We start from the raw sequence: 26,501 nt of genomic DNA, 5'->3' as shown, positions 1-26,501 counted from the left end.
CTGAGCCCAGTGTGACTGCAATGAATATTCGTGTGATGGTGGTCGACGACCACAGCCTGTTTCGGCGCGGCCTGACCGCCTTGTTGGCGCATGAGCCGGGGCTGGAGGTGGTGGGTGAAGCGGCAGACGGCAGCGAGGCCTTGCGTCGGGTTAAAGACTTGCAGCCCGCCGTGGTCTTGCTGGACAACCACATGCCCGGTGTGCGCGGGGTTGATTTGCTGCCTGGGCTATTGGAAATCGCTCCGGATACGCAGTTCATCATGCTGACCGTCAGCGAAGACGAAGAGGACCTGGCCGCCGCCCTGCGCGCCGGTGCGGCCGGCTATTTGCTCAAGACCATCGATGGGCAAGACCTGGCGGCGGCGATCCGCCGGGCGGTTGGCGGGGAATCGGTGGTCAGCGCCGAGATGACGCACAAGTTGGTGCGCGTCTTCAAGGCGTCCAGCGCCGCGGCGCCGCCGGCTGCGCCCGTTAGCGCCTTGGTCGAGGAGTCGCTGCTGTCGCCACGCGAGCAGGAGTTGCTGCGCGAAATCGTGCGCGGCGCCAGCAACAAGGAAATCGCCCGCACGCTGGGCATCGCTGAAACGACGGTGAAGATCCACGTCCAGCATATTTTGCGCAAATTGAACCTGAGTTCGCGGGTGCAGGTGGCGGTGTGGGCGAGCGAGCGGGGCCTGGGCTAGTCGGGCTCTTGCATTGTTGGCCGCTGAAGCCGGCCGCAATCTGCCCAAGCTGAAGACGAGCTCCGCCTTGATCCAGCGCAAACCTTGGGCCACTGCCTGGTGAGCTAGTTCCAAAGAACTATCGGCGGCGTAGCGCCATCGTTCTTCTGCTGTCGGCAAGGGGGCCCATGGAAGGATGTTCGCGAGGGTCGTGATCTCGGATAGTCATAGACATACAAAAGAGGAGAACCTCAATGTCTGTGAATCCCGCAAGTCCCGCCGGTGCCAGTGGCCAAGCTGCCAGCAATGGCCGCAAGGCGCTCAGTGTGTTGATCGTCAGCACGCTGGCTTTCACCGTTTGCTTCATGGTCTGGATGATGTTCGGCGTGATCGGCATCCCGATCAAGAAGGCGCTGAATCTGAATTCGACCGAGTTCGGCCTGCTGACCGCGATGCCGGTCTTGAGCGGCTCGCTGATCCGCGTGCCGCTGGGTATCTGGACCGATAAATTCGGCGGCCGCATCGTGTTCTTCTGCCTGATGATGGCCTGCGTTTTGCCCATCTGGCTGATGAGTTATGCCACCGCCTACTGGCATTTTCTGGTGATCGGCCTCTTCGTCGGCCTGGCCGGCGGCTCTTTTTCCGTCGGCACGCCCTATGTGGCGCGCTGGTTCCCGAAGAATCGGCAGGGCTTCGCGATGGGCGTGTTCGGCGCCGGCAATTCCGGTGCGGCGGTCAACAAGTTTGTGGCCCCTGGCTTGGTGGTGGCCTTCGGCTGGACCATGGTGCCGCATGTCTATGCCGCCGTGTTGCTCGGCACCGCCATCCTGTTCTGGTTCTTCAGCCATTCGGATGACAAGCATCTGGTGACCAGCAATGCCAGCTTCGTGTCGCAGTTGAAGGCCTTGAAGGACCCGCGGGTCTTGAAATACTGCCAGTACTACTCCATCGTGTTCGGCGGTTATGTGGCGCTGAGCCTGTGGATGGTGCAGTACTACGTCGGCGAATACGGCCTCGACATTCGCGTTGCCGCCTTGCTGGCCGCCTGCTTCTCCTTGCCGGGCGGCGTGTTGCGTGCGGTGGGGGGTTGGATGTCGGACAAGCATGGCGCGCACAACGTCACCTGGTGGGTGCTGTGGGTCAGCTGGATCTGTTTGTTCATCTTGTCCTACCCGCAAACCGACTTCACCGTGATGACGGTGAACGGCGCCAAGACCTTCCACATCGGCCTGAATGTCTATGTTTTCACCGGCCTGATGTTCACCCTGGGCATTGCCTGGGCCTTCGGCAAGGCCAGCGTCTTCAAGTACATCAGCGATGACTACGGCGCGAATATCGGCACCATCTCCGGCATCGTCGGTCTGGCCGGCGGCCTCGGCGGCTTCGTGCTGCCCATCATGTTCGGCGCCTTGATGGACTTGACCGGCATCCGCTCCAGCGCCTTCATGCTGATGTATGCGGTGGTCTGGGTCTCGCTGATCTGGATGTATTGGACCGAAGTTCGCAAGACCGAAATGATGGGCAAGAACGCCCCCGCTTCGCCCATTTCGCAGTCCTTCGCTCGCTGAGTCGAGCGTCAACAAAGGAATAAAAAAGATATGAACACCATGAGCAAGGCCGGCGCACCCGTCGCCGATGGCGGGTCGGCAGATATTGCCGACTGGCGGCCCGAGGACGAAAAGTTCTGGGAATCTACCGGCAAGAAGATCGCCTACCGCAACCTCTGGATCTCGATCCCTGCGCTGCTCTGCGGCTTCGCGGTCTGGGGCATGTGGGGCATCATCACGGTGCAGATGCTCAACCTGGGCTTCCCCTTCAGCAAGGACGAGCTGTTCACGCTGACGGCCATCGCCGGCATCTCGGGCGCCACCATGCGCATCCCGGCCTCCTTCCTGATCCGCATGGCGGGTGGGCGCAACACCATCTTCTTGACCACCGCGATGCTCTTGGCTCCCGCCATCGGCACCGGTGTGGCGCTGCAGCATCCCGAGTGGCCGCTGTGGGTGTTCCAGCTGATGGCGCTGTGGTCGGGCGTGGGTGGTGGCAACTTCGCCTCCTCGATGTCCAATATCAGCCCCTTCTTCCCCAAGCGCTTGCAGGGCACCGCCTTGGGTCTGAATGCCGGTCTGGGTAATTTCGGCGTCACGACGATGCAGATCGTGATCCCGCTGGTGATGACGGTCGGCCTGTTCGGCGCCTTTGGTGGCGACTCGCGGCCGCTGATCAAGGACAGCGGCTGGATTCTCGGCAAGATTCTGGCCGGCACGCCGACCTGGATTCAGAACGCCGGTTTCGCCTGGGTGGTGTCCTTGGTGCCGCTGTCGATTCTGTGCTGGTTCGGCATGAGTAATCTGAAGACGGTGTCGCCCGATACCGGCTCGCCGCTGACCGCTTTTGCCAAGATCACCTATCTGTACTCGCTGGCCTTTGTGCCATCGATCGGCATGCTCTACCTCTACCTGCCGGCTCCGACGGGCCTGGGTCTGCTGAATATGTGGGTGGCGATTCCACTCGACATCATTGCGGCTTTGCTGGTGATGAAGCTGGCCGCCTTCGGCACAATGAAGGAGGGCGTGGCCAAGCAGTTCGCGATCTTCAAGAACAAGCACACCTGGGCGATGACGGCGCTGTATGTGGTGACCTTCGGCAGCTTCATCGGCTTCTCGATGGCCTTGCCCTTGGCGATCACGGTGATCTTCGGCTTCATCCATGCGCCCGATGCCGCCGGTGTGATGCAGCATGCGCTGAAGAATCCTAATGCCCCGTCGGCACTGACCTATGCCTGGATCGGCCCCTTTGTCGGCGCGGCGGTGCGCCCCATCGGCGGCTGGATCGCCGACAAGGTCGGTGGCTCCATCGTCACGCAGGCGATCTCGGCCATCATGGTGTTCGCTTCCGCAGCGGTTGGCTACGTGATGATGCAGGCCTACAGCTCAAGCACGCCGGAGCAGTATTTCCAGCTCTTCATGGGCCTGTTCATCCTGCTGTTCGCCGCCACCGGCGTGGGCAACGGCTCGACCTTCCGCAGCGTTGGCTTCATCTTCGACAAGACCCAAGCCGGCCCGGTGCTGGGCTGGACCTCGGCCGTCGCGGCTTACGGCGCCTTCATCGCCCCGGTGCTGATCGGTCAGCAAATCAAGGCCGGCACGCCGCAATACGCGTTCTACGGTTTTGCCGTCTTCTACGCCGTTTGTCTGGTTTTGAACTGGTGGTTCTATCTGCGCGCCAATGCCTACGTCAAGAACCCCTGAATTGAGAGAAAAAAAGGAATAAGACCATGAGCCATTTCCTCGACCGTCTGAGCTACTTTGCTCAGCCCAAAGAAAGCTTCTCCGACGAGCACGGCGTGACCACCGCCGAAGATCGCACCTGGGAAGACGCCTACCGCGCCCGCTGGGCGCATGACAAGATCGTGCGCTCCACCCACGGTACCAATTGCACCGGGTCCTGCTCCTGGAAGATCTATGTCAAGGGCGGCATCGTCACCTGGGAAACCCAGCAGACCGACTACCCGCGCACTCGGCCCGATCTGCCCAACCACGAGCCACGTGGTTGCGCGCGGGGAGCGAGCTACTCCTGGTATCTGTACAGCGCCAACCGGGTCAAATACCCGATGGTGCGCGGCTCCTTGCTCAAGCATTGGCGCGCCGCACGCGGCGTGGCCAAGAGCCCGGTCGATGCCTGGACCAACCTGGTCGAAAACCAGGAACAGCGCACCGAATGGCAAAAAGACCGGGGCCTGGGCGGTTTTGTGCGCTCGACCTGGGATGAGGTCAACGAGATCATCGCCTCGGCCAATATCTACACGGTCAAGAAGCATGGCCCCGACCGCGTGATCGGCTTCTCGCCGATTCCTGCCATGTCGATGATCAGTTATGCCGCCGGCAGCCGCTACTTGAGCCTGATGGGCGGCGTTTGCATGAGCTTCTATGACTGGTATTGCGACCTGCCACCGGCCAGCCCGCAGGTCTGGGGCGAGCAGACCGACGTGCCCGAGAGCGCCGACTGGTACAACAGCAACTACATCATCGCCTGGGGCTCCAACGTTCCGCAGACGCGCACGCCGGACGCTCACTTCTTCACCGAGGTTCGCTACAAGGGCGCCAAGACGGTGGCGGTGACGCCAGACTATTCCGAAGTCGCCAAGCTGGCCGACATCTGGATGCACCCGAAGCAGGGCACCGACGCCGCGATCGCGATGGCGATGGGCCATGTGATCTTGAAGGAGTTCTACTTCGACAAACGTTCCGCCTACTTTGACGATTACGCCCGCCGCTACACCGACCTGCCGCTGTTGGTGAAGATGAAGAAGACCACCACCGCCGACGGCCGCGAGTTGCTGGTGCCCGACCGCTATCTGCGCGCCAGCGACTTTGGCGGCAAGCTCGGCCAGGACAACAACCCCGACTGGAAGACACTGGCCTTTGATACCGCCGGCAAGGTGGTGCTGCCGAACGGCTCGATCGGCTTCCGCTGGGGTGCCGGCGAGCGGCCGGACCTGGGTAAGTGGAACCTCGAATCGAAAGAGGCCGTACACGACAGCGACGTCAAGCTGAAGCTGTCGGTGCTCGAAGATGGTGAGCAGGCGCATGAGATCGCCACCGTCGGCTTCCCTTATTTTGGCGGCATCGACACGCCGAACTTCCAGTCCAACAAGCAGCAAGACGTGCTGAGCCGCAATGTGCCGGTCGTGCGCATGAAGCTGGGCAAGCATGCCGACGCGGCCGAATGCCTGGTCGCGACGGTGTTCGATCTGCAAGTCGCGCAATACGGCATCAACCGCGGCCTGGGTGATGACTGCCCAACGAGCTACGACGACAACCTGCCCTACACGCCAGCCTGGGCGGAGTCCATCACCGGTGTGAAGCGTGAGCAGATCATCACCGTCGGCCGTGAGTTCGGTGACAACGCCGACAAGACCCGTGGCAAATCGATGGTCATCATCGGTGCGGCGATGAATCATTGGTACCACTGCGATATGAACTACCGCGGCATCATCAATATGCTGATGATGTGTGGCTGTATCGGCCAGTCGGGCGGCGGCTGGGCCCATTACGTCGGCCAGGAAAAGCTGCGTCCGCAGACCGGTTGGACGGCTTTGGCCTTCGCGCTCGACTGGATCCGCCCACCGCGGCAGATGAATTCGACCAGCTTCTTCTACGCCCATACCGACCAGTGGCGCTATGAGAAGCTGGACGTGTCCGAGATCCTGTCCCCGCTGGCCGACAAGGCCAAGTACGGCGGCAGCCTGATCGACTACAACGTGCGCGCCGAGCGCATGGGCTGGTTGCCATCGGCCCCGCAACTGCAGACCAACCCGATGCAGGTGGTCAAGGACGCGGCCGCAGCCGGCATGGACGCCAAGGACTATGCGGTCAAGAGCCTGAAGGAAGGCTCGTTGCGCATGAGTTGCGAGGACCCGGACCACCCGGCCAACTGGCCGCGCAATATGTTCGTCTGGCGCTCCAACATCCTCGGCTCCTCGGGCAAGGGCCATGAGTATTTCCTCAAGCATCTCTTGGGCACGACCCACGGTGTGCAGGGCAAAGACTTGGGCAAGGATGATGTCAAGCCGGAAGAAGTGGAATGGCATGCCAAGGCGCCCGAGGGCAAGCTGGACTTGCTGGTGACGCTGGACTTCCGCATGAGCACGACTTGCCTGTACTCGGACATCGTCTTGCCCACCGCGACCTGGTATGAGAAGAACGACCTCAATACCTCGGACATGCATCCCTTCATTCACCCGCTGTCTACGGCGGTGGATCCGGGCTGGCAGGCGCGCAGCGATTGGGAGATCTACAAGGGCTTCGCCAAGTCCTTCAGCGAGCTTTGCGTCGGCCATCTGGGCGTCGAAAAAGAGCTGGTCTTGACGCCGTTGATGCACGACACCCCGGCCGAGTTGGCGCAGGCCTTCGAGGTGCAGGAATGGAAGAAGGGAGAGGTCGAGCTGATCCCCGGCAAGACCGCGCCGCAGATCGCCGTGGTGGAGCGCGACTACCCGAACCTGTACAAGCGTTTCACCGCGCTTGGCCCCTTGATGAACAAGGTCGGCAACGGCGGCAAGGGCATCAGCTGGAACACCGAGACCGAGGTCGAGCAACTCGGCGACTTGAACGGCCGTGTGCGCGATGAAGGCGTGACCAAGGGCATGCCCAAGATCGAGACCGATATCGATGCGGCCGAGGTCGTGCTGCAGTTGGCACCCGAGACCAACGGCCATGTGGCGGTCAAGGCCTGGGAGGCTTTGAGCAAGCAGACCGGTCGCGAGCATGCGCACTTGGCGCTGCACCGCGAGGACGAGAAGATCCGCTTCCGCGACATCCAGGCGCAGCCGCGCAAGATCATCTCCAGCCCGACCTGGTCGGGGCTTGAGAGCGAGAAAGTCAGCTACAACGCCGGCTACACCAATGTGCATGAGCTGATCCCATGGCGCACTCTGACGGGCCGTCAGCAGTTCTACCAGGACCACGCCTGGATGCAGGCCTTCGGCGAGGGCTTCTGCAGCTATCGTCCGCCGGTCGATTTGAAGACCCTCGTGGAAGTGCAAGGTCTCAAACCCAATGGCCATACCGAGATTGCGCTCAACTTCATCACGCCGCACCAGAAATGGGGCATCCACTCGACCTATAGCGACAACATCATGATGCTGACGCTGAACCGGGGCGGCTCGGTGATCTGGATCAGCGAGGACGATGCCAAGAGCGCCGGCATCGTCGACAACGACTGGGTCGAGCTGTTCAACGCCAATGGCGCGATTGCGGCGCGGGCGGTGGTCAGCCAGCGGGTCAAGAACGGCATGGTGATGATGTATCACTCGCAAGAGAAGATCATCAACACACCGGGCTCGGAGATCACCGGCACGCGCGGCGGCATCCACAACTCGGTCACCCGCATCGTCACCAAGCCGACCCACATGATTGGCGGTTATGCGCAGCTGAGCTACGGCTTCAACTACTACGGCACGATTGGTACCAACCGCGATGAGTTCGTGCTGGTGCGCAAGATGGCCAAGGTGGATTGGCTGGACGACGAGCCCACCAACGCCGCCGCTGCGCACGCCTGAAACGTGACTCAAACATGTTGATGAGACCAGTTTCGACGGCCCGGCGGTGCGGACTGATAGCCAGCTCCTTGCTTCTATTAGACACAGTTCGCACCCCCGTGGCTTTCGAATCCGGTTTATCAAATCCCACAAGACAGCAAGTTATTCAAGGAGTCACGCGATGAAAGTGCGCGCTCAAATCGGCATGGTGCTGAACCTGGACAAGTGCATTGGTTGCCACACTTGTTCGGTCACCTGCAAGAACGTCTGGACCAATCGCCCCGGTGTCGAATACGCCTGGTTCAACAATGTTGAGACCAAGCCCGGCATCGGCTACCCGAAGGAATGGGAGAACCAGGACCGCTGGAACGGCGGCTGGCACCGCAAGGCCAATGGCGCGATCGAACCGCGCCAGGGCGGCAGGTGGAAGTTGCTGATGCGCATCTTCTCCAACCCCAATCTGCCCGAAATCGACGATTACTACGAGCCCTTCACCTTCGACTACGACCATCTGCAGTCGGCGCCGAAGTCGAAGGCGCCGCCGACGGCACGCCCGCGCAGCCTGATCACCGGCAAACGGATGGAGAAGATCGAATGGGGCCCGAACTGGGAAGAAATTCTCGGTGGCGAGTTCGCCAAGCGCAGCAAGGACCAGAACTTCGAGAACGTCCAGAAGGAGATGTACGGTCAGTTCGAAAACACCTTCATGATGTACTTGCCGCGTCTTTGCGAGCATTGTCTGAACCCAGCCTGCGTAGCGTCTTGCCCGTCCGGCTCGATCTACAAGCGCGAGGAGGACGGCATTGTCTTGATCGATCAGGACAAATGCCGCGGCTGGCGCATGTGCGTGTCGGGCTGCCCTTACAAGAAGATCTATTACAACTGGCAGTCGGGCAAGGCCGAGAAATGCATCTTCTGCTATCCCCGCATCGAGGCCGGCCAGCCGACCGTCTGCTCGGAAACTTGCGTTGGACGAATCCGTTACCTGGGCGTGCTGCTGTATGACGCGGACCGCATTCAGGAAGCCGCCAGCGTCGTCAATGACAAGGATCTGTACCAGGCGCAGCTGGATATCTTCCTCGACCCGAATGATCCCAAGGTGATTGAGCAGGCGCGCAAGGACGGCATCCCCGACGCCTGGATGGCGTCCGCCCGCAAGAGCCCGGTCTACAAGATGGCGGTGGAGTGGAAGGTGGCCTTGCCGCTTCACCCCGAGTACCGCACGCTGCCCATGGTCTGGTATGTGCCGCCGCTGTCACCGATCAGCGCTGCCGCCAACTCGGGGGCTTTGGGTATCAATGGTCAGATTCCGGACGTCAAGCAGTTGCGCATCCCGGTCCAATACCTGGCCAATCTGCTGACCGCAGGCGATGTGCCGCCGGTTGAGCGGGCGTTGGAGCGGATGCTGGCGATGCGCGCCTACCAGCGCAGCAAGCATGTCGACGGCGTCGAGAACAAGGCGGTGCTGGATCAGGTCGGCCTGCTCAAAAACGAGGTCGAGGACATGTACCAGACCATGGCGATTGCCAATTACGAAGATCGCTTCGTGATCCCGACCACGCACCGCGAATATGCGGAGAACACCTTTGATATGCGCGGCGGATGCGGCTTCAGCTTTGGTAATGGCTGCTCCGACGGGCAGACCGAGACCAGCCTGTTCGGCGGCCCCAAGAAGCGGACTATCTCGATTAAAGCTACGGTGTGAGGCGGCGATGAAAACAGCAATTTTTTCCAAATCCTGCCGCGTGTTGGCCCGCTTGCTCGACTATCCGCATGCAGAAATGCGCGCAGCCTTGCCGGAGCTGTTCGCCGTCTTGACGGAGGAGGGCGCCTTGAGCCCGGTCCGTCTGGCCGAAATGAAGGCCTTGATGGCAACGTTGCAGCAAGGCGACGCCTACGAGGTCGAGGCTCGCTATGTCGAGAGCTTCGACCGCGGCCGCGCGACCAGCCTGCATATGTTCGAGCATGTGCATGGCGACTCGCGCGACCGTGGGCCGGCCCTGGTTGACCTGCAGCAGACCTACGCGGCCGGCGGCATGTTCTTTGAAGCCAGTGAACTGCCGGATTACTTGCCGGTGGTGCTGGAGTTTGCATCCACCCAGCCGGCCGAGACGGCCAAGGCCTTTTTAGCCGAGATGGCGCATATCCTGAACGCCATCCACAGCGGCTTGATCAAGCGCGACAACCCTTATGCCGCAGCGATTGGCGCTGTGCTGGAGTTGGCCGGTGAGACGCCGCAAGCGGTGCAGATCACCGTCGACGAGGCGCTCGATGAGGCCTGGCAAGAGCCGGCCGCTTTTGATGGCTGCTCCAGCAAAGGCCAGAGCAAGCCCGGTGCGCCTCAGCCGATTCATATCGTCAGAAAGACTCATCATCATCAACAAGAAGGAGTGCGGCCATGAACTCGCTCGATTTCGCCCTCTTTGGCATCTATCCCTATATCTGCCTGGCCGTCTTTCTGGTCGGCAGTCTCTTGCGCTTTGATCGCGATCAGTACAGCTGGAAGAGCGATTCTTCGCAGCTGCTGCGCGCGGGCTCGCTGCGCTGGGGCAGCAATCTCTTCCATGTCGGCGTGCTGTTCCTGTTCTTTGGCCACAGCTTCGGCATGTTGACGCCGCACTTCATGTACGAGCATTTCATCAGCGCCGGCAACAAGCAGTTGATGGCGATGATCAGCGGCGGCATCGCCGGTGTGTTCGGCTTCGCCGGTGTCTCCATCCTGCTGCACCGGCGCCTCAGCGATGAGCGCATCCGCATCAACTCCAAGCCCAGCGACATCTTGTTGCTGGTGCTGCTGTGGGTTCAGCTGGCGCTGGGTCTGGCAACCATCCCCTTGTCGGCGCAACATCTGGACGGCGGCATGATGATGAATCTGGCCGGTTGGGCGCAGCGCATCGTGACCTTCCAAGGTGGCGCGGTGGAGTTGCTGGCTCATGCGTCCTGGGTTTTCAAACTGCATATGTTCCTCGGCATGACGGTGTTCCTGGTCTTCCCTTTCACGCGTTTGGTCCATGTGTGGAGCGGCTTCGGCACGGTCGCCTATCTGTTCAGGCCTTACCAGATGGTGCGCAGCCGGCGCTTGTCGCTGCCGCCCGGCCACAATCAACCGCAACAACATTGATAGAGGTCAGCATGAGTCAAAACCAAGGATGCGGCGGCGGGAGCTGTGGCTGCGCCAGTACGGCGCCCGCCGTTGACGATGTCAAGGTGGCCGTGGCGATGGTCAACGGCGTGCCCTTGCATGGCGAGGGCGAGTCGCCGGACCCGGAGGCCTTGCGGCAGCGTGCCTATAGCGAGCTGTTGCGTCAGGCCGCGCAGAGGAGGGGGCTGTTGGCGGTCGGTGATCTGCCTTCGCTGGACGGCGTGCTGAGCGAGGCGGCGTCCGATGCCACCCTGGCCCTGCTGGAGCGCGAGCTGCAATTGCCCGAGCCCGACGAGGCCAGCTGTAAACGCTATTTCGATGCCCATCCGGCCCGCTACCATCTGGGCGAAAAGGTCCAGGCCAGGCATATTCTGTTCGCCGTAACGCCGGGTGTCGACGTGCCGGCCTTGCGTCAGCGGGCCGAGGCCTTGCTGGTGGGCTTGCGCTGCGAGGCGCTGGACAGCCCCGCTTTTGCCAAGGCTGCGGCCGAAAATTCCAACTGCCCGAGCGGCGCCGAAGGTGGCGATCTGGGTTGGCTGGAGGCACAGGACTGCGCGCCCGAGTTTGGCTCGGCCTTGTTTGCGCAGGACGAAGCCAACGCCCATATCGGCGTGCTGCCGCGTTTGATCAGCACGCGGTTCGGCTTTCACATCATCCAGGTCTTGGCCCGCGAGGCCGGTGTGGCGCAGAGCTTCGAGGCTGTCAAAGGCTCGATCGCTCAGGTGCTGCGTCAGCAGGCCTATATGACGGCGCTGCGCCAATATTTGAGCTTGCTGGCGGGTGAGGCGGAATTGACGGGGCTTGATCTGGAAACCGCGGACTCACCGCTGTTGCAGTGATTTTCGGTATCAGGCCATGAGCGATGAACTGCTGACGCGCCTGCGTCGTTTCAACACCGACTACTTCCCTCAGTACCAGGCGCAGTTCAAGGATCTGGTCGACCAGGGCCAGCATCCGACCACGCTGTTCATCGGCTGCTCCGACTCGCGTCTAGTGCCCTATATGCTGACCGGGGCCGGGCCGGGCGAGCTCTTCATGGTCCGGAACGTTGGCGCCTTTGTGCCCCCGTACGATGGCTCCAGTGGCCTGCACGGCACCGCCGCCGCGATCGAATACGCGGTCTTGGCGCTGCATGTCCAGCACATCATCGTCTGCGGCCATAGCCATTGCGGCGGCATCCGCGCGCTCTATGGCGAGGTGCCCCCCGAGGCCACCAATTTGAAGTCCTGGCTGGAGCTGGGTCGCGAGGCGACGCTGCCGGTGCAGCTCAGCGATGAGGCCTTGCGCCGCACCGAGGAGCGCTCGGTGGTGCTGCAACTGGAGCGGCTGATGGACTACCCGATGGTGCGCTCGCGCGTCGAGGCGGGGCAGATTGCCTTGCACGGCTGGCACTGCGTGATCGAGGCCGGCGAGGTCAATGTGTTTGATGTCAACCTGGGCCGCTTTGTGCCGGCATCGAGCGCCGAACACAGTGGCACCGGACCCTACCGGGCGCATGCCGAGGAGCCCGGCGCCTTGTTCAACGAGATTGACGACGCCTGGGCGCCGAAAGCTTGACGGCTAATGCAGTGATGCTTCGGCGCCACCGCGCTCCGGCGCCACCGTCGGCAGGCGAATCATCATGCGCGCACCCTGGCCGGGTGAGCTGATCACCTCGATCTGACCTCCCAGCACATTGGTGACGATGTTGTGCACGATGTGCATGCCCAGACCCGAACCGCCGGTGCCGAGCTTGGTGGTGAAGAAGGGGTCGAAGATGCGCCGGCGCACCGATTCGTCCATGCCGCGCCCGTCATCGCTGATACTCAGTTCCACCTCATCGGCGCTCAGTTGCGCGCAGCGTATTGTGACCAGCCCTTCGGTCTTGCCCTCGAAGCCATGCACCAGCGCATTGATCAGCAAATTCGTCAGCACCTGGCCCAGTGAGCCGGGGTAGCTATTCATTGCCAGGCCTGCGCCCAACTCGGTCTTGATGATGAAAGGCGTGTGTTTGAAGCTGGGCTCCACCATGATCAGCACATCTTCGACGACACGCGCCAACTCGAAGTCACGACGCAGGTCGGTGGTTTGGTCGATTGCCACTTGCTTGAAGTCACGCACCAGATCGGCGGCCTTCTGCACATTGCGCTGCAGGATGTCCTGACCGCGACGGGTGTCGCGCACCAGGTCTTCGAGCAAGCTGCGCCGCATCGGCGTATTGCCCTGAAGCATCTCGTCCAAGGCCTTGTAGCGATCCGCCAGCGAGGACACCACGGTCAGAGAATTGCCCAGCGGGGTGTTCAATTCATGGGCGACTCCGGCGACCAATCGGCCCAGCGAGGCTAGTTTTTCAGACTCCACCAATTCATGCTGCGCGGTTTTTAAATGTGCCATCGCCAGCGTCAGTTCGTCATTGCTGGCGGTCAACTCCGTGGTCCGTTGTTCGACTTGTTCTTCCAGGGTGTTGGCATGTTGGCGCAGCGCTTCAAAGGCGGCCAGCAGCGATTGGCGCATCCTCTCCATGGCCAAGCCAACCCGGGCAATCTCGTCATGGCCACTCAAGGTCAGGGGCTGTTCAAGCTTGCCAGCGGCCAGTTCTTCGGCTGCCTGCGTCAATTGCGTCATTGGCAGCAGCACCCGCCGGCGCATCACCCACAAAATCAGAATCGAGGAGGACGTTAACGTCAATACGCTGCGCCAAATGGTGCGCACCGTGTCTGCTTGTTTGGCTGCCACCAGCGGCGCGGCGCTCATCTCTATCGTCAGTTCGGCGATCTGGCGGCCGTCGCGTTTGACGGGTAAGGTCTTGCTGAGGGTCAGGTCTGGGTCGCCGGCTCGTTCCGGCCAATGCTGCTCTTGAAACGCGGTCGACGCAGACTGTTCCCGAACCACCACCGAGATGAAGCGGGGGTCATCGCCCTGCGCCTTGATCATCGGTTCGGCCAAATCGGGCGAAACCTGCCAGACCGGTTCGGCCAGCGACAGCGCCATGACCTGGGTGATGCGCTCAAGATCTTTGCCCAAATTCTCTTTGGCGGTACTCCGGGTGGACTGCGCGTCCCACAACAGGGCCACGGCGGTCGGCACCAGCAAGCCGATCAACAGGGCGATCACGACCGCATAGCGAAGTGAAGCGCGTTCAAACATCAGCAATTGCCCCAGGGCACTTGGTCGGCAGCAGCCATCGCTTGTGGGTACTCACAAATGATCCTGAATGACATTGTCTTTGCCGGGAAACTTTTGGAAGCCCAGTGTAGGGGCAAGCGGGTGTTGATGGGCGCTACTGTTGCTAGGATTTCTACCCACCTTGACGCGGTTCAGGCGGCCGCCAAGACGGTGACGCAGTTGCGGCCGGTGTGCTTGGATGCATAGAGCGCCCGGTCGGCGCGTTTGAAAAACGTTTCGGCGCAATCACCGGCGCTCATTTGAGCGACGCCCAGCGAGATCGTCACGCGCTTGATGTCTTGTGCGCTGTCACCGCGCCGAATGCGGCCCGCCGCCACGCTGCTGCGCATGGTTTCGGCCATTGCTTGCGCCTGCTGCAAATTGCCCGTTGGCAGCAGCATGGCAAATTCTTCACCGCCAACACGGGCCGCAATCGTCGCTGCTTTGGCTGCCCCGATGGCTCCGGCTTGCTCAGTTATTGCTGTTTGCTCCGCCACGTTCTTCAAGGTTTGAGCTACGGCGCGCAATACCCGGTCACCGAAGGCGTGGCCATAGCTGTCATTGATCTGTTTGAAGAAGTCGATGTCGCCCAGCACCAGGCATGGAGCCTGCGCGGCGTCAGCCATTGGCGCGCTGATGCATTGCTGCAATTGCTGGTCAAAAGCGCGCCGATTGGCCAGGCCCGTCAAGGCATCCAGCAAGGCTTCGCCGCGCGCTCGCTGCACTTCTTCGCGCAAGCTATGGATTTCGCCCTGACTGCTGTCCAAACGCTGTTGCAAATCGCTCAAGGCACCGCGAATTTCGCGCGTTCCGCACAGCAATTCCTGCAGCACATCGGCCTGCGCCTGCGGCGGTGGGTTGCTCAATAGCTGTTCCACCCAGGCCGACAAGGAGGTGTCAAAGCGTGCCGATTCTTGACCCGCTTGGGCGGCTGACGCGGCCATTGAATCCAGCACTTGGCTGAAGCCATCGGCGATTCGGCCGCCCAGGGCCGGGTCCAGCTCACAGACATGCTCCCGGTACATGGCCCAGGTCTGTTGCTCGTCCAAGGTGTTGCCACCGGCGGTGTGAATTTGCAATGCTTGGTTCAGCCTCGGATTTCTGCCGCTGACAAATTCATACCAAACGGCATAGCTGGTCGGATGAAGGGCCGCCCGCTGTTTGGTCATCAGGGGCAAGGCCGCACGCAGATGCTCGGCGCTGCGCGCCATGCTGTCGCTATATCTCATGTCCTCATCCTCATATTATTCCCCGTCCATTTGCATAGTTAGCTGCGCTAATCTTCAAGTCGAACCAGACCATGGCGTTGACCAGGCGCGCAGGTTTGATGGTCGCTCACGCTTTTGGCCGCGTCGGCGCGCTGCGATGCAATCAGCGAGACCGGCACCCGCTGGTATCGACCGCACAATCGCGCTCATAAGGGGAATTTGAATGCTCATCTAAGCTTGACGAAGCAAGCGTTAATTAATGCCGAACCTTCGCAGCCAAGCTTGGCCGCGATGCGGAATTTAGAATCAAGGCAATGACAGCTCCCGTTTCTTCTCGGCCAGTTCCCCCTCGGCCCGCTTTGCTCTTATGGCCCGGCCTTGCCTTGGCCTCGCTAGGCGCGGTGGCTTTTTCCGGCAAGGCCATCATCGTCAAGCTCGCCTACCGCCACGGCGTTGACGCCGTAACCTTGATCATGCTGCGCATGCTGTTTGCGCTGCCGCTGTTTGTGGCCCTGGCCTGGTGGGCGGGTCGAGGCAAGCCGGCCTTGACTCGGCGCGACTGGATCGTCATTTTCGGCCTGGGCTTTAGCGGCTACTACCTGGCCAGTTTTCTGGACTTCGCGGGGCTGGCCTATGTCAGCGCCAGTTTTGAGCGTTTGATTCTTTACTTGAATCCGACCATTGTTTTGGCGCTGGGCTGGCTGCTGTTCAAACGGCGGGTGACGGCGCGGCAATTGCTCGCCTTGGCCGTCAGCTATGCCGGCGTACTGCTGGTGTTTGGCCAAGAGCTGCATCTGCAAGGCGCCAATGCCTTGCTTGGCGCCGCCCTGGTATTCGGTAGCGCCATCAGTTATGCGGTCTATCTTTTGTTCAGCGGTGAAGAGGTCAAACGTCTCGGGGCCTTGCGTCTGACCGGCTTGGCCACAACGGTGGCTTGCCTGCTCTGTATTGGGCAGTTCCTGGTCCTGCGGCCGCTGAGTTCGGCCTTTGCCGTGGCACCCGCGGTCTTGTGGCTGTCGCTGCTGAACGCCACCGTCTGCACTTTTGCGCCGGTCTTGATGGTGATGATGGCGATCGAGCGCATCGGCGCCACTTTGGCGGCGCAGACAGGCATGATTGGGCCGATGTCAACCATCTTGATGGGCAGCCTGATTCTGGGCGAGCCCTTCACGCCCTGGGTCGCTGCCGGCACTTTGCTGGTGATGACCGGGGTTTGGCTGTTAACGAAATGGCGTTGAGGTAGAAGCAATGGATCTTGGACTGAATGGCCGTTGGGCCTTGGTATGTGCGGCGAGCAAGGGCTTGGGTGCGGCCTGCGCCGAGGCGCTGGTGCGTGAGGGCTGCAACGTCGTCATCACCGCACGCGGCATGGCGGCCCTGGAGGAAAAGGCCACCGAGTTGCGCCTGCTCGATCCCGCGGTGCAAGTGCTGGCCGTGGCGGGCGACATCGCCACGCCCGAGGCCAGAGCGGCGGCGCTTGCCGCCTGTCCGCAGGTGGATATCTTGATCAACAACGCCGGCGGGCCACCGCCGGGCGACTTCCGGGACTGGGACCGCGCGGTTTGGTTGGCCGCCATCGACGCCAATATGTTGACGCCGATCGAGCTGATCAAAGCGACGGTTGACGCGATGGCCGCCCGTGGCTTTGGTCGAGTAATCAACATCACCTCGGGCGCGGTCAAAGCGCCCATCGATGTCTTGGGTTTGAGCAACGGCGCACGCTCGGGCCTAACGGGTTTTGTCGCCGGGCTGGCGCGCCAGTCGAACTTGGCCGGGCGCAATGTGACCATCAATAATTTGCTGCCCGGTGCTTTTGATACCGAGCGGCTCCACAAGACCCTCGCGGCCGGCGGGGCGAAGGCTGGCCTATCGAGCGAGGAATTCGCAGCCAGGCGCCGAGCCGGCATTCCGGCCCAGCGTTTTGGCAGCGCGGCCGAGTTCGGCGCCATCTGCGCGATGTTGTGCAGTCAGCAGGCTGGCTACCTGACCGGGCAGAACATCTTGCTGGATGGCGGCGCTTATCCCGGCGTTTATTGACCGGTCGAGGCGGCGTAGACCCAAGCATCGAACAGCGGCTGCAAGCTGCGCCCGGCCGCCGCTTCCATGGCGGCTTGCAGATCGCCGGCGCGCACTTGGCGGCCGGCATTGTTCTGGCTGTAGCGTTTGAAGCCGGCCCAGAAGGCCTCCTCACCCATGTCCTGGCGCAGCGCATGCATGAAGAGGGCGCCCTTGCTGTAATGGATAGAGCGTTTCAGGCTCAGTGAGGGATAGTCGCCCGGCCAACTCAGCGGCTTGTCAAAGCCCGCATCCTTGGCCCGCTGCCAGCCGCGCGTGGCAATGTCGAGTTCGCGCTGGTAGGCGGCCTCGCCCCAGCGTTGCTGCTTCCAGGCGGCGGTCATGAAGACGGTGATGCCTTCATTGAGCCAGAACTCGCTCCATTGTTCGCAGCTGATCCAAGTGCCCCACCATTGATGGGCCAACTCATGTGCAATGACCCAGTCCTCTTGCTCGTTTTCCAGGATGGGGTCCAGCATCTTGTGGCCAATCGCCGCGTAACTGCTCATCTCCTGGGCGACGCCGCCGGGCAGCAGCAACTGGCTGTACGCGGGGTGCGGCAGGGTCAAGCCAGCCTTGGCGCTGAAGAAGGCCAGCATCGCGGGTGTGGTTTTGAACTTGGATTGCAGCGCAGCGGCGTCATCGCCAACGCTCAAATAATGCAGCTCCTTGCCGTCTACGCTTTGGCTGGTTCGCGTGAAGCGGCCCGCCGCAAAGCCCAGCGTGTAGAGCGGGTAGGGTGCAGCTTCCAGCCACTGCTGCTGCTGCTGCTGTTCTACTGGCTGCGGCGCGACCGGCACGCCGCTGGCCAAGGAGCTGAAACCGGCGGGCAGCTCCAGCGTGGTCTTCAGGCTGGCGCGCCCCAGATCGGATCCCAGGCAGGGCAGCCAGCGGCAGGTATGAAAGGCAGTGTAGACATAGTCGGGGCCAAATACCAAGCCCTCGCCGGCGCGGGCGAGATAGTCCAGTTTGAGGGACATATCCAACCTTGCGGCCAGCAGCGGAGGCATCTTGATCAGCCAATAGCCGTCGTGTTTTTCGGGGCTCAGGGCGATGCCGTCGACGCCGGCGCTGTGAATCTCCAGAGCCGGCGCGCTCAGACGCAATTCGTCTTCAAGCTGAGCCCCTCGGCGCAGGCTGACAACGGCCTGTGCCGCCACGGTCTTGGTCTCGAAGTCGGGCCGCAGCCTGAGCTCATAAGCGGGAGCCTGCCACTGGGCTTGGGAGGGGGAGGCATTGAATGCCAGGGCGAGGCTGGCGGCGACGAAAACGGGGCGGTCCAAAGAGAATATGCGCATCCGTGCAATTTAAGGCTTAGGAAGGCTGTGCTTCAGTTTCTGGCATGCGTGACGCGGTACTGCACCACGCCCGGGATCTCGGTCACTCGGCTGGCAAAGCGCGTTAGCGTCTGGCCGCCAAAGTTGTGCTTGGCGGTACAGACAAAGCGCCATTCTTCCTGCTCGCCCACCATCTCGACACTGAGGGAGCCGGGCGCAAAACGAAAGCCCAAGCTATTGCTGAAATCGGCCAGTTCTTGCTGGGCAAATCTGCGCATGGGTTCGCCGCGCAGCATCACCGCAATGGCAGGGTGCGAGGGCAGGTGCGATTCCAGCTTGGCGCCCCACATCATCAGGCTGGCACAGAGCAGGGTCAGCATGATGGCGGCGAAATAGAAACCCATGCCGAGCAAAACGCCTATCGACGAGGCAGCCCAGATCGAAGCGGCGGTGGTCAGGCCGCTGATATTCATGCCCTCTTTCATGATCACACCGGCGCAGAGGAAACCGATGCCGGTCACGATGCCTTGGATGACCCTCGTTGGGTCGGCCAGCTGCGGGGCCAAGTTGCCGCCTTGCATGCCGCCGTACCACTGCTGCGGATAGGCCAGCAGGATGATCACGCCGGTCGAGGCCATGCAGACCAGCGCGTAGGTGCGCATGCCGGCGGCGCGGCCGTGATAAGCCCGCTCATAGCCCAAAACCAGGCCCAGTCCCATCGCGCCGAGCAGGTGGAACAGCATCAGCACATTGGCCTGCCATTGCTCGGCGGTCCAGTAGCGCAAGAGGTGATCGAGGTCGAGTAGGTTCAAGGCAGGTCTCCCTCCGTGGCTGAGTCAATACTAACCCGTTTGTGGCTCGGCTCTAGCCAAAAAAAAGGCCTCAATCGAGGCCTTTGTATATGAGTCCGGCGTTTTAGACCGACAGCAATTCCACTTCAAACAGCAGCGTCGCATTGGGCGGAATCACGCCGCCGGCGCCGCGTGCGCCGTAGCCCATATCGGCCGGGATCACCAGCATGCGGGTGCCGCCAACCTTCATGCCTTGCACGCCTTCGTCCCAGCCGCGAATCACTTCGCCGCCGCCCAGGGCAAAGCGGAAGGGGTCGCCGCGGTCCTTGCTGGAGTCGAACTTCTTGCCCTTGTTGCCGTTCTTGAACAACCAGCCGGTGTAATGCACGGTGACGCGCTGGCCGGCCTTGGCCTCCAGGCCGGTGCCGACTTCGGTGTCTTCGAACTGCAGACCGCTTGGATTGGTCGTCAGGTTCAGCTCGACGGCGGTGTCGCCGCCGCTTAAGGCCAGCAGCTCGACTTCGAAAATCAGCGTCGCGTTGGGCGGAATCGCGCCGCCGGCGCCGCGTGCGCCATAGCCCAGCTCGGGAGGAATGACCAAGGTGCGGCTGCCGCCGATTTTCATGCCTTGCACGCCTTCGTCCCAACCACGGATGACCATGCCGCCATCGAGTTCGAACTTGAAGGGCTGGCCCCGGTCCTTGCTGGAGTCGAACTTCTGGCCTTTGACGCCGTCATTGAACAACCAGCCGGTGTAGTGCACCGACACATCGTGGCCGGACTTGGCGACCGCGCCTGTGCCCTCAACGGTGTCGTCGATCTGCAGGCCGCTTGGGGTGGTGATCATGATGAAAACTTCCTATTTGTGTGAATACGTGGCCGGCATCATGCCACCAAATGAGCTTTGCCAGCGCTTGACGGCTTGGGCCAGTATCTCAGCCACCGTGTCGCCTTCGACCTGCAGGCCCAGCACGCTCGCCGCCGAGCGCAGGGCCAAGGCAGCGTCCCTCAGCTCAAGCGCGGCAGCGCCGTTTTGCTTGGACAGCTTGTTGCCGTCCGCGCCCAGCACCAGCGGCGTGTGCAGATAGCGCGGGGTGGGCAGGCCGAGCAATTGCTGCAGCCTGATCTGGCGCGGCGTGTTGTCGGCCAAGTCGGCGCCGCGCACGATGTCGGTGATGCCTTGCGCCGCGTCATCAATGACGACGGCGAGCTGATAGGCCCACAGGCCGTCGGCGCGCTTGAGCACAAAGTCGCCGACCTCGCGGCTGAGGTTCTGCGTCTGCGCGCCCAAGCGCCGGTCTTGCCAAGTCAGGGTCAGGTCTTGCATGCCGGCGAGGTCAAGCGTGCTGCGCAGGCGCCAGGCCCGGGTTGTGCGGCCTTGCAGGCCAGCGCGGCAGGTGCCGGGGTAGACCAGTTCGCCATGGCGCTCGCTCTGCCATCCTTGCGCCTGCAGCGCGCCGGCAATTTGTTTGCGTGAACAGGCACAGCCATAGACCCAGCCGCTGTTCTGCAGCGTGGCCAGGGCCTGCTCATACAGCGACCCGCGCGCCGACTGCCAAAGCGGCGGCTCGTCGGGGTGCAGGCCGCATTGCGCCAGCTGGTCGAGGATCACGCGGTCGACGCCGGGCGGGCAGCGCGGCCCGTCCACATCCTCGATGCGGATCAGCCAGCGCCCGCCATGCGCGCGCGCATCGAGCCAGCTGGCGAGTGCGGCGACCAGCGAGCCCGCATGCAGCGGGCCGGTGGGCGAGGGGGCAAAGCGGCCGATGTACATGCTCAATTCAGCGCGCTCACAAGATCAAGCCGGCATGCTGCTCCAGCAGGGCCTGCCTTGTGGTCGGACTTTGCAGCTGCTCCAACCACCAAGCCAAGGCGCGCCCGGGCGGTTGGCCGCCCGCGGCCGAGGTTTTGCGCCAGGAGTAATGCAGCGGAAAGATGCGTTGCCCTTGGCTCGTTTCCTTGATGACAAGCCGGCCGGCCTCGACATGACGGCGCACCATCTCCAGCGGCATGCTGCCGCAGCCCATGCCGCGCAACAAGGCCTCGAGTTTGGCGGCCATCGAGGGCAGGGTCAGCACTTCCTGGCCGGGCATCACGCCAATGGTTATCGGGGTCAGGCTGCGTGCAGTGTCGGCCACTGCAATGATGCGGTGGCTGACCATGGTGGTTGACTCCAGCGGCTCGGTAGCGTTTGCCAGCGGGTGATGAGGTGCAACGCAGAAGACCATCTTCATCTCGCCCATCAATTCGCAATGGACCGCCGCGCCGGGTGGCTGGGCCGAGGTGCCGATGGCCAGGTCGGCCTGGCCCGAGATCAAGGCCTCCCAGGTGCCGGACAAGACCTCGACGCGCAGCTTCAGCCGCGTCGGAGGCCCCGTGTCGCTGCCGTCCAAGCCTGCCGGCAATTGGTAGAACGCTTCCATCAGATCGAACAAGGCACGGCGGGCGACGGCATCGTCGATGACGATGGTCAGCTCACTCTCCCACCCGGTGGCAATGCGGCGCACGCGGTTGGCCACCGCATCGATTTCCTGTAGCAGGCGGCGGCCTTCCAGCAGCAATTCTTTGCCGGCCGCGGTCAGCTCGGCCTGGCGCGAGCGGCGATCGAACAGCAGCACGTCGAGCGCCTCTTCCAGTTGGCGCACGCTATACGTCAAGGCCGAGGGCACCTTGCCCATCTCGCGCGCGGCCGCCGCAAAGCTGCCGCTGCGGGCGATGGTGTCCATCATGATCAGCGCCTCGGGTGTCAGCGCGCGGCGTTTTTCCGGGTTTTGCATGCGGTGCTTGGATTCACATATGGGCGGGGAGCTTCATCTTATTTGAATGGTGACATCAAGCCGCTGCGACGATGGCGGGTTGGCCCGCTTTTACAGTCAAGGCCTGGTCACCAAAGTGGTAGACCAAGCCTCAGGAGTCGAAAGAACATGCTTGAACTGATCAAATCTTCGGAGCGCGGCTATGCCGATCATGGCTGGCTGAAGTCGTTTCACAGCTTCTCGTTTGCCGACTATATGAACGAGAAGCGCATGGGCTTCGGCGCGCTGCGCGTCATCAACGAAGACCGCATTGCCGCCGGCACCGGCTTTGGCACCCATGGCCATCGCGACATGGAAATCATCAGTTATGTGCTGGCGGGCGAGTTGGCCCACAAGGACAGCATCGGCGATGCACCTTCAGGCCCCGGCGTGATCCGGCCCGGTGATGTGCAGCGCATGAGTGCGGGCAGCGGCGTGCGCCACAGCGAGTTCAACCATGCCGAGGGGCAGAGCACGCATTTTCTGCAAATCTGGATCCAGCCCGACCGGCTCGGCTTGGCGCCCAGCTATCAGCAAGAGCATTTCGCCGCGAGTGAGAAACGCGGTCGGCTGCGTTTGATTGCTTCGGGCAACGGCGAGCAAGGCTCGGTGACCCTGAATGCCGACGCCGAGCTATATGCCGGTTTGTTCGATCTTGACGAGCGTGCCGAGCTGGCGCTGGCGGCCGGGCGCATCGCCTATGTGCATCTGGTGCGTGGCAGTTTGAGCGTGAACGGTCAGTGCTTGCAGGCTGGCGACGCCTTGCAGCTCAGCAACGAGACTCGCTTGCTGATAGAAGGTGGGCAGGACGCGGAAGTGCTGGTGTTTGATCTGGCGGCTTAATATGCAGGCCTTCCGAGCCCCCTGAATATTGCCCCATGAAAGAGATGCTGAAAGTCCTTGCCTTCTTGCCCTTGGTCGATTGGTTGGCCTTGTTGGGGTTTTTCTTGGGTTGGCTGGGCTACGCCAACTTCGCCAGCCGACGCTCGCACTTTGATGGCTCGCTGCTGGCCGCCACCAACCGGGAGCGCTGGCGCTGGATGTATCGGGCCACGTTCCGGGAGGTGCGGGTGGTGGATGGCGTGGTGGTGCAGAACCTGTCCACCAGCCCGTCCTTTTTTGCGTCCACGACGATCCTGATCATCGGCGGCCTCCTGGCGATGTTGGGGGCGGGAGAGAAGGCATCCGAGATGGTGGCCGACTTGCCCTTTGCGGCGCGTACCACGGAGCTCGTGTTCGAGCTGAAACTGGTGCTGCTGACGGCGATCTTTGTCTATGCTTTTTTCCGCTTCACCTGGAGCATGCGGCAATACACCTTCGGCGCACTGCTGGTCGGTGCGGCGCCGGATTGCCTGATTTTCGAGCGGGGCGAAGCCTCGCGCGAGGACTTCGCCGACCGCGCCGGCCGCGTGATGGGCCTAGCCGCCGAGACCTTCAATGACGGCCTGCGCTCCTACTACCTGTCCTTTGCCGTCGTGGCCTGGTTCTTCTCGCCCTGGGCTTTCATGTTTTCCACTGCCGGCGTGATCTTCATCCTCTACCAGCGCGAATTCCGCTCCGAGGTCCTGGAGGTCTTGCGCTCCGGCGCGGGCGACTCCCCGTGAAGCAGCCGGAGCTTTGGGCCGATCGATCTGCGCTTGCTGCCTAGCGGTCAGCCCCTGAGCCAGGGTTGCGCGACATGTCTTGGACGCGAATCGAATCACGTACATCGTTTTTGTCCATTTTTCCAACGTAGAGCGGGCCACGGTAGGGAATGCGCGTGCCGGTCACGTAAGTTCTGTCCTCATCCTGATCGGCATCATTCTTGGCGCCGGTACTGCTGCAGCCCGACGCCACAAAACTCATCAACAAGGCGATCATGATCACGCTTGTGCGCTGTTCTTGGTTCATGTCTAACTCCCGATTCAATGGTGGTGAATCTATATTAGCGACCCGGATCGGGCCCCATCAACATCGCCGGCACGCCGGTCTTGTCGATGTGCTTGGATTTTGCGGCAGTTTTTCCTGTCGCACCAGTGCGGGGAAACCTGGGGCGCGATACCGGCGAAGTCGTCGGTCAGCTCGGCAAAGACCCAGCCCGGGAGTCGACGGCCTAAGGCGCCGCCGCCGTTGCTGCCGTCAATGGTAGGGTGATGTAGGCACGCTGGTGCCTTGACCCAAGTGGGACTCCAATCGAATAGACCCGCCCATGAGCTTGCGGATCAAGAGCCGGCTGACCGGGGATTCCCACCCCCAGCGCGCGTTGATCCGCAGTGTTCCTGTGTCGAAGCTATATGCATGCTCAGGCTAAGCAGCATCTCCGCACAAGCTAAACACCATGGCCGATCTCCGGTTGTCGCTGGTGACCCGATCTCGGTGTGTAGCTCTACGCGCCTTGGCGCGCAAGCTACGCTGTTGGAGATCGGCCCCCCTGCATTTACATTGCGGCGACCACGCAGACCAGGGCTCTGCCTTGGCCAGTTGCCGCTATTTCAGCCCGCCGCTCAGGAACTGCTGCAGCCTTGGGCTTTGCGGCCTGACCAGCACCTCGCGCGGATTGCCTTCTTCCTCGACCCGGCCTTGGTGCAAGAACATCGTGTAGTTCGAAACCTCGCGGGCAAAGCCCATCTCATGCGTGACGACGATCATCGTGCGCCCCTCGGCCGCCAGATCACGCATCACCTTGAGCACCTCGCCGACCAACTCGGGGTCCAGCGCCGAGGTGGGCTCATCAAACAGCATCACCTCGGGTTCGACCGCCAAGGCGCGCGCTATCGCCACGCGCTGCTGTTCGCCCCCCGACAGTTGTGCCGGGTATGCGTCCTTGCGGTGCGACACGCCGACCCGCGCCAACAAGGCCTCGGCCTTTTCGATCGCCTCGGCCTTGGGCACACCCAAGACATAGACCGGCGCTTCGATGACGTTTTCGAGCACCGTGCGGTGGCCCCAGAGGTTGAAGTTCTGGAACACCATCGCCAGGCGCGAGCGCCAGCGCTGCAACTGCTTGGCATCGTCGGCCTTCAGGCTGCCGTCACTGTCACGCACCAGCTTCAGCTCTTCTCCGGCCAGCGACAGTCGGCCCTCAAACGGCTGCTCCAGCAGGTTCAGACAGCGTAAAAAAGTGCTTTTCCCCGAACCGCTGGAACCGATCAAGGTGATCACATCGCCGGTTTTGGCCGATAGTGACACGCCCTTCAATACGACGCGCTCGCCGTAGCGTTTGTGCAGGTTTTCGACAATCAGACTGGCTTCGGACATCTCGAGCTTTCTTGTTTCAACTCAGGCACTGAGCAATTTGCCGGTGCGCAATGCTTCGCGCCCCGCGACCTTGGCGACCGTCATGCCGGCACTCGCGAAACGAACAAAATCGCGGGCAAAAAACAGGCCATCGACAGGGCTCTTCAGCTCGGCAACCGCGCCGCTCAAAGGGCAGATCACATGGGCCAACACATCGCCGACGGCGACCGCCTCGCCGGCTTGACGCAGAAAGGTCAACACGCCGGCGCTCGCGGCCTTGATCGGCATGCAGCCCGCCAGTGGGCGGGCATCGCCGGCGGCCGCGGGCATGGCCGGCACCTCCCCGCTGATCAGTCCGCGATAGCCAAGGAAATCGATAATGTTTTGCGCGTCCGCCTCAGCCAGGCCATGCTCCACATCGGCGGCGCCGCGCAACTCGACCGTTACGGCGAGGCAAGCCTGCGGAATCGGGAAGCGGCCCTCAAAGCGCTTGGCCCATTTCCACCAGACCTGCGAGCAGGCCTCATCAAACGGGTTGTCGCCGGAGTCCTGCGCCAGCAAGGTCACGCGTGCGCCGAGGTAATTGGCCAGCGCCTCGCATTCGGGCCAGCAGGGCGTCTCGGTGTAGAGATGCATGACGGCCTGCGCGTCGCAGTGCAGGTCGAGCACGATGTCGGCATCGCAAGACAGCGCCATCAAGGTGCGGCGCAGCGACTTCAACTCGGTGTCGGCCACAGAGGCTTCGACTGCCTGCTTCAACTCGCGCCGCAATACCTGCACGTTATGGGCCGAGTCGGTGCCCAGTTGCGCTTGTGCCGCCAGCGCTGCCGCTTCGGTCTGGTCGGGGTAATGGCGGTTGAAGTTCTCGCCGCTGCCGGTCTCGAAACGGCCTTGATGCATATGCAGCAAATATTGCGACAAGCCGATCGGATTGGCCATCGGCACCAGGATGATCTCGCCGCTGATCCGTCCGGCGGCCTGCAAGGCGTTCAGCTTCAGGCGCAAATGATGGGCGACCAGCATGCCGGGCAATTCGTCGGCATGCAAAGAGGCTTGGATATAGGCTTTGCTGCCGCCGGTCTTGCCGTAATGCAGCGAGATCAGCTCGCGCTGGGTGCCCGGTGCGGGCGAAAGAAGGGCGTGTTTTTGTAGTTGCATAGTGGCGAGGA

The 26,501-nt window shown here is 62.2% G+C and carries 23 protein-coding genes and 1 pseudogene; 13 read left to right on the top strand and 11 right to left on the bottom strand.

Features of this window, described 5'->3' with window-relative positions; translation table 11 throughout:
• Nucleotides 1-20: 20 nt before the first annotated feature.
• The 9 genes from LNV07_RS14130 (at nt 21) to LNV07_RS14090 (ending at nt 12,403) form a co-directional block, all read left to right on the top strand.
• Entirely contained in the window at nt 21-683 is a 663-nt protein-coding gene (locus tag LNV07_RS14130; protein ID WP_263571806.1) for a response regulator, read from the top strand.
• A gap of 233 nt (nt 684-916) precedes the next feature.
• A complete protein-coding gene (locus LNV07_RS14125; RefSeq protein WP_263571805.1) occupies nt 917-2,230 on the top strand; it encodes an MFS transporter in 1,314 nt (437 codons plus the stop codon).
• Nucleotides 2,231-2,260: 30 nt separating this feature from the next.
• Nucleotides 2,261-3,913, top strand: coding sequence for an MFS transporter (locus LNV07_RS14120; protein ID WP_263571804.1), 1,653 nt, complete (start codon nt 2,261-2,263; stop codon nt 3,911-3,913).
• A 26-nt stretch (nt 3,914-3,939) separates the two neighbouring features.
• Complete coding sequence (locus LNV07_RS14115; protein ID WP_263571803.1) at nt 3,940-7,725, top strand: nitrate reductase subunit alpha; 3,786 nt, start codon at nt 3,940-3,942, stop codon at nt 7,723-7,725.
• A 160-nt stretch (nt 7,726-7,885) separates the two neighbouring features.
• Entirely contained in the window at nt 7,886-9,409 is a 1,524-nt protein-coding gene (gene narH / locus LNV07_RS14110) for a nitrate reductase subunit beta (RefSeq protein WP_263571802.1), read from the top strand.
• A gap of 7 nt (nt 9,410-9,416) precedes the next feature.
• Nucleotides 9,417-10,106, top strand: coding sequence for a nitrate reductase molybdenum cofactor assembly chaperone (gene narJ, locus LNV07_RS14105; protein WP_263571801.1), 690 nt, complete (start codon nt 9,417-9,419; stop codon nt 10,104-10,106).
• Entirely contained in the window at nt 10,103-10,825 is a 723-nt protein-coding gene (gene narI / locus LNV07_RS14100; protein ID WP_263571800.1) for a respiratory nitrate reductase subunit gamma, read from the top strand. Before narJ ends, narI begins: the two co-directional genes overlap by 4 nt.
• Nucleotides 10,826-10,836: 11 nt before the next feature.
• Nucleotides 10,837-11,685: a peptidylprolyl isomerase gene (locus LNV07_RS14095; protein ID WP_263571799.1), complete on the top strand. Its 849-nt coding sequence runs from the start codon at nt 10,837-10,839 to the stop codon at nt 11,683-11,685.
• A gap of 16 nt (nt 11,686-11,701) precedes the next feature.
• On the top strand, nt 11,702-12,403 hold the full coding sequence (locus LNV07_RS14090) for a carbonic anhydrase (protein WP_263571798.1): 702 nt from the start codon (nt 11,702-11,704) through the stop codon (nt 12,401-12,403).
• A 3-nt stretch (nt 12,404-12,406) separates the two neighbouring features.
• Here LNV07_RS14090 and LNV07_RS14085 read toward each other — a convergent pair whose 3' ends face one another.
• Together LNV07_RS14085 and LNV07_RS14080 are read right to left on the bottom strand one after the other, a co-directional pair.
• Nucleotides 12,407-13,972 (bottom strand): sensor histidine kinase, encoded by a 1,566-nt coding sequence (locus LNV07_RS14085; RefSeq protein ID WP_263571797.1) that lies wholly within the window; start codon nt 13,970-13,972, stop codon nt 12,407-12,409.
• A gap of 170 nt (nt 13,973-14,142) precedes the next feature.
• On the bottom strand, nt 14,143-15,219 hold the full coding sequence (locus LNV07_RS14080) for a GGDEF domain-containing protein (protein ID WP_263571796.1): 1,077 nt from the start codon (nt 15,217-15,219) through the stop codon (nt 14,143-14,145).
• Nucleotides 15,220-15,512: 293 nt separating this feature from the next.
• On the opposite strand from LNV07_RS14080, the gene LNV07_RS14075 reads away from it, so the two are divergent.
• Nucleotides 15,513-16,436, top strand: a complete 924-nt coding sequence (locus LNV07_RS14075; RefSeq protein ID WP_263571795.1) for a DMT family transporter — start codon at nt 15,513-15,515, stop codon at nt 16,434-16,436.
• 10 nt (nt 16,437-16,446) lie between these two features.
• Nucleotides 16,447-17,235, top strand: coding sequence for an SDR family oxidoreductase (locus tag LNV07_RS14070; protein ID WP_263571794.1), 789 nt, complete (start codon nt 16,447-16,449; stop codon nt 17,233-17,235).
• Here the strand turns inward: LNV07_RS14070 and LNV07_RS14065 are convergent.
• The 6 genes and pseudogenes from LNV07_RS14065 to LNV07_RS14040 all read right to left on the bottom strand — a co-directional run bounded on the left by LNV07_RS14065 (nt 17,229) and on the right by LNV07_RS14040 (nt 22,098).
• Complete coding sequence (locus LNV07_RS14065; RefSeq protein WP_263571793.1) at nt 17,229-18,551, bottom strand: M1 family metallopeptidase; 1,323 nt, start codon at nt 18,549-18,551, stop codon at nt 17,229-17,231. The two genes, LNV07_RS14070 and LNV07_RS14065, sit on opposite strands and share 7 nt — an antisense overlap.
• A gap of 32 nt (nt 18,552-18,583) precedes the next feature.
• Nucleotides 18,584-19,342 carry an MgtC/SapB family protein gene (locus LNV07_RS14060; RefSeq protein ID WP_263571792.1) on the bottom strand — a complete coding sequence of 253 codons (759 nt, stop codon included), beginning with the start codon at nt 19,340-19,342 and terminating at the stop codon, nt 18,584-18,586.
• 103 nt (nt 19,343-19,445) lie between these two features.
• Nucleotides 19,446-19,793: an FKBP-type peptidyl-prolyl cis-trans isomerase gene (locus LNV07_RS14055; RefSeq protein WP_263572070.1), complete on the bottom strand. Its 348-nt coding sequence runs from the start codon at nt 19,791-19,793 to the stop codon at nt 19,446-19,448.
• A 30-nt stretch (nt 19,794-19,823) separates the two neighbouring features.
• Nucleotides 19,824-20,168 (bottom strand): annotated as a pseudogene (locus LNV07_RS14050) (FKBP-type peptidyl-prolyl cis-trans isomerase); the annotation flags it as partial.
• A gap of 12 nt (nt 20,169-20,180) precedes the next feature.
• Nucleotides 20,181-21,095, bottom strand: a complete 915-nt coding sequence (gluQRS, locus tag LNV07_RS14045; protein WP_263572069.1) for a tRNA glutamyl-Q(34) synthetase GluQRS — start codon at nt 21,093-21,095, stop codon at nt 20,181-20,183.
• A gap of 16 nt (nt 21,096-21,111) precedes the next feature.
• The gene (locus LNV07_RS14040) at nt 21,112-22,098 is read right to left on the bottom strand and encodes a LysR family transcriptional regulator (RefSeq protein ID WP_263571791.1); all 987 of its coding nucleotides are present in this window, start codon (nt 22,096-22,098) and stop codon (nt 21,112-21,114) included.
• A gap of 147 nt (nt 22,099-22,245) precedes the next feature.
• Between LNV07_RS14040 and LNV07_RS14035 the strand changes: the two genes are divergently transcribed.
• Together LNV07_RS14035 and LNV07_RS14030 are read left to right on the top strand one after the other, a co-directional pair.
• Nucleotides 22,246-22,959 carry a pirin family protein gene (locus tag LNV07_RS14035; RefSeq protein WP_263571790.1) on the top strand — a complete coding sequence of 238 codons (714 nt, stop codon included), beginning with the start codon at nt 22,246-22,248 and terminating at the stop codon, nt 22,957-22,959.
• Nucleotides 22,960-22,994: 35 nt separating this feature from the next.
• Nucleotides 22,995-23,720: a DUF599 domain-containing protein gene (locus LNV07_RS14030; protein WP_263571789.1), complete on the top strand. Its 726-nt coding sequence runs from the start codon at nt 22,995-22,997 to the stop codon at nt 23,718-23,720.
• A 40-nt stretch (nt 23,721-23,760) separates the two neighbouring features.
• On the opposite strand, the gene LNV07_RS14025 is transcribed toward LNV07_RS14030, so the two are convergent.
• The 3 genes from LNV07_RS14025 to LNV07_RS14015 all read right to left on the bottom strand — a co-directional run bounded on the left by LNV07_RS14025 (nt 23,761) and on the right by LNV07_RS14015 (nt 26,490).
• Nucleotides 23,761-24,006, bottom strand: a complete 246-nt coding sequence (locus tag LNV07_RS14025; protein ID WP_263571788.1) for a hypothetical protein — start codon at nt 24,004-24,006, stop codon at nt 23,761-23,763.
• A gap of 576 nt (nt 24,007-24,582) precedes the next feature.
• A complete protein-coding gene (locus LNV07_RS14020) occupies nt 24,583-25,353 on the bottom strand; it encodes an ABC transporter ATP-binding protein (protein WP_263571787.1) in 771 nt (256 codons plus the stop codon).
• A gap of 21 nt (nt 25,354-25,374) precedes the next feature.
• On the bottom strand, nt 25,375-26,490 hold the full coding sequence (locus LNV07_RS14015) for a succinylglutamate desuccinylase/aspartoacylase family protein (RefSeq protein ID WP_263571786.1): 1,116 nt from the start codon (nt 26,488-26,490) through the stop codon (nt 25,375-25,377).
• Nucleotides 26,491-26,501: the final 11 nt, after the last annotated feature.

It is taken from the genome of Roseateles oligotrophus, assembly GCF_025717515.1.
GTDB lineage: Bacteria > Pseudomonadota > Gammaproteobacteria > Burkholderiales > Burkholderiaceae_C > Paucibacter_A > Paucibacter_A oligotrophus.
The sequence above is the reverse complement of the archived record's forward strand: the minus strand, read 5'-3'. Positions and strand labels throughout refer to the sequence as shown.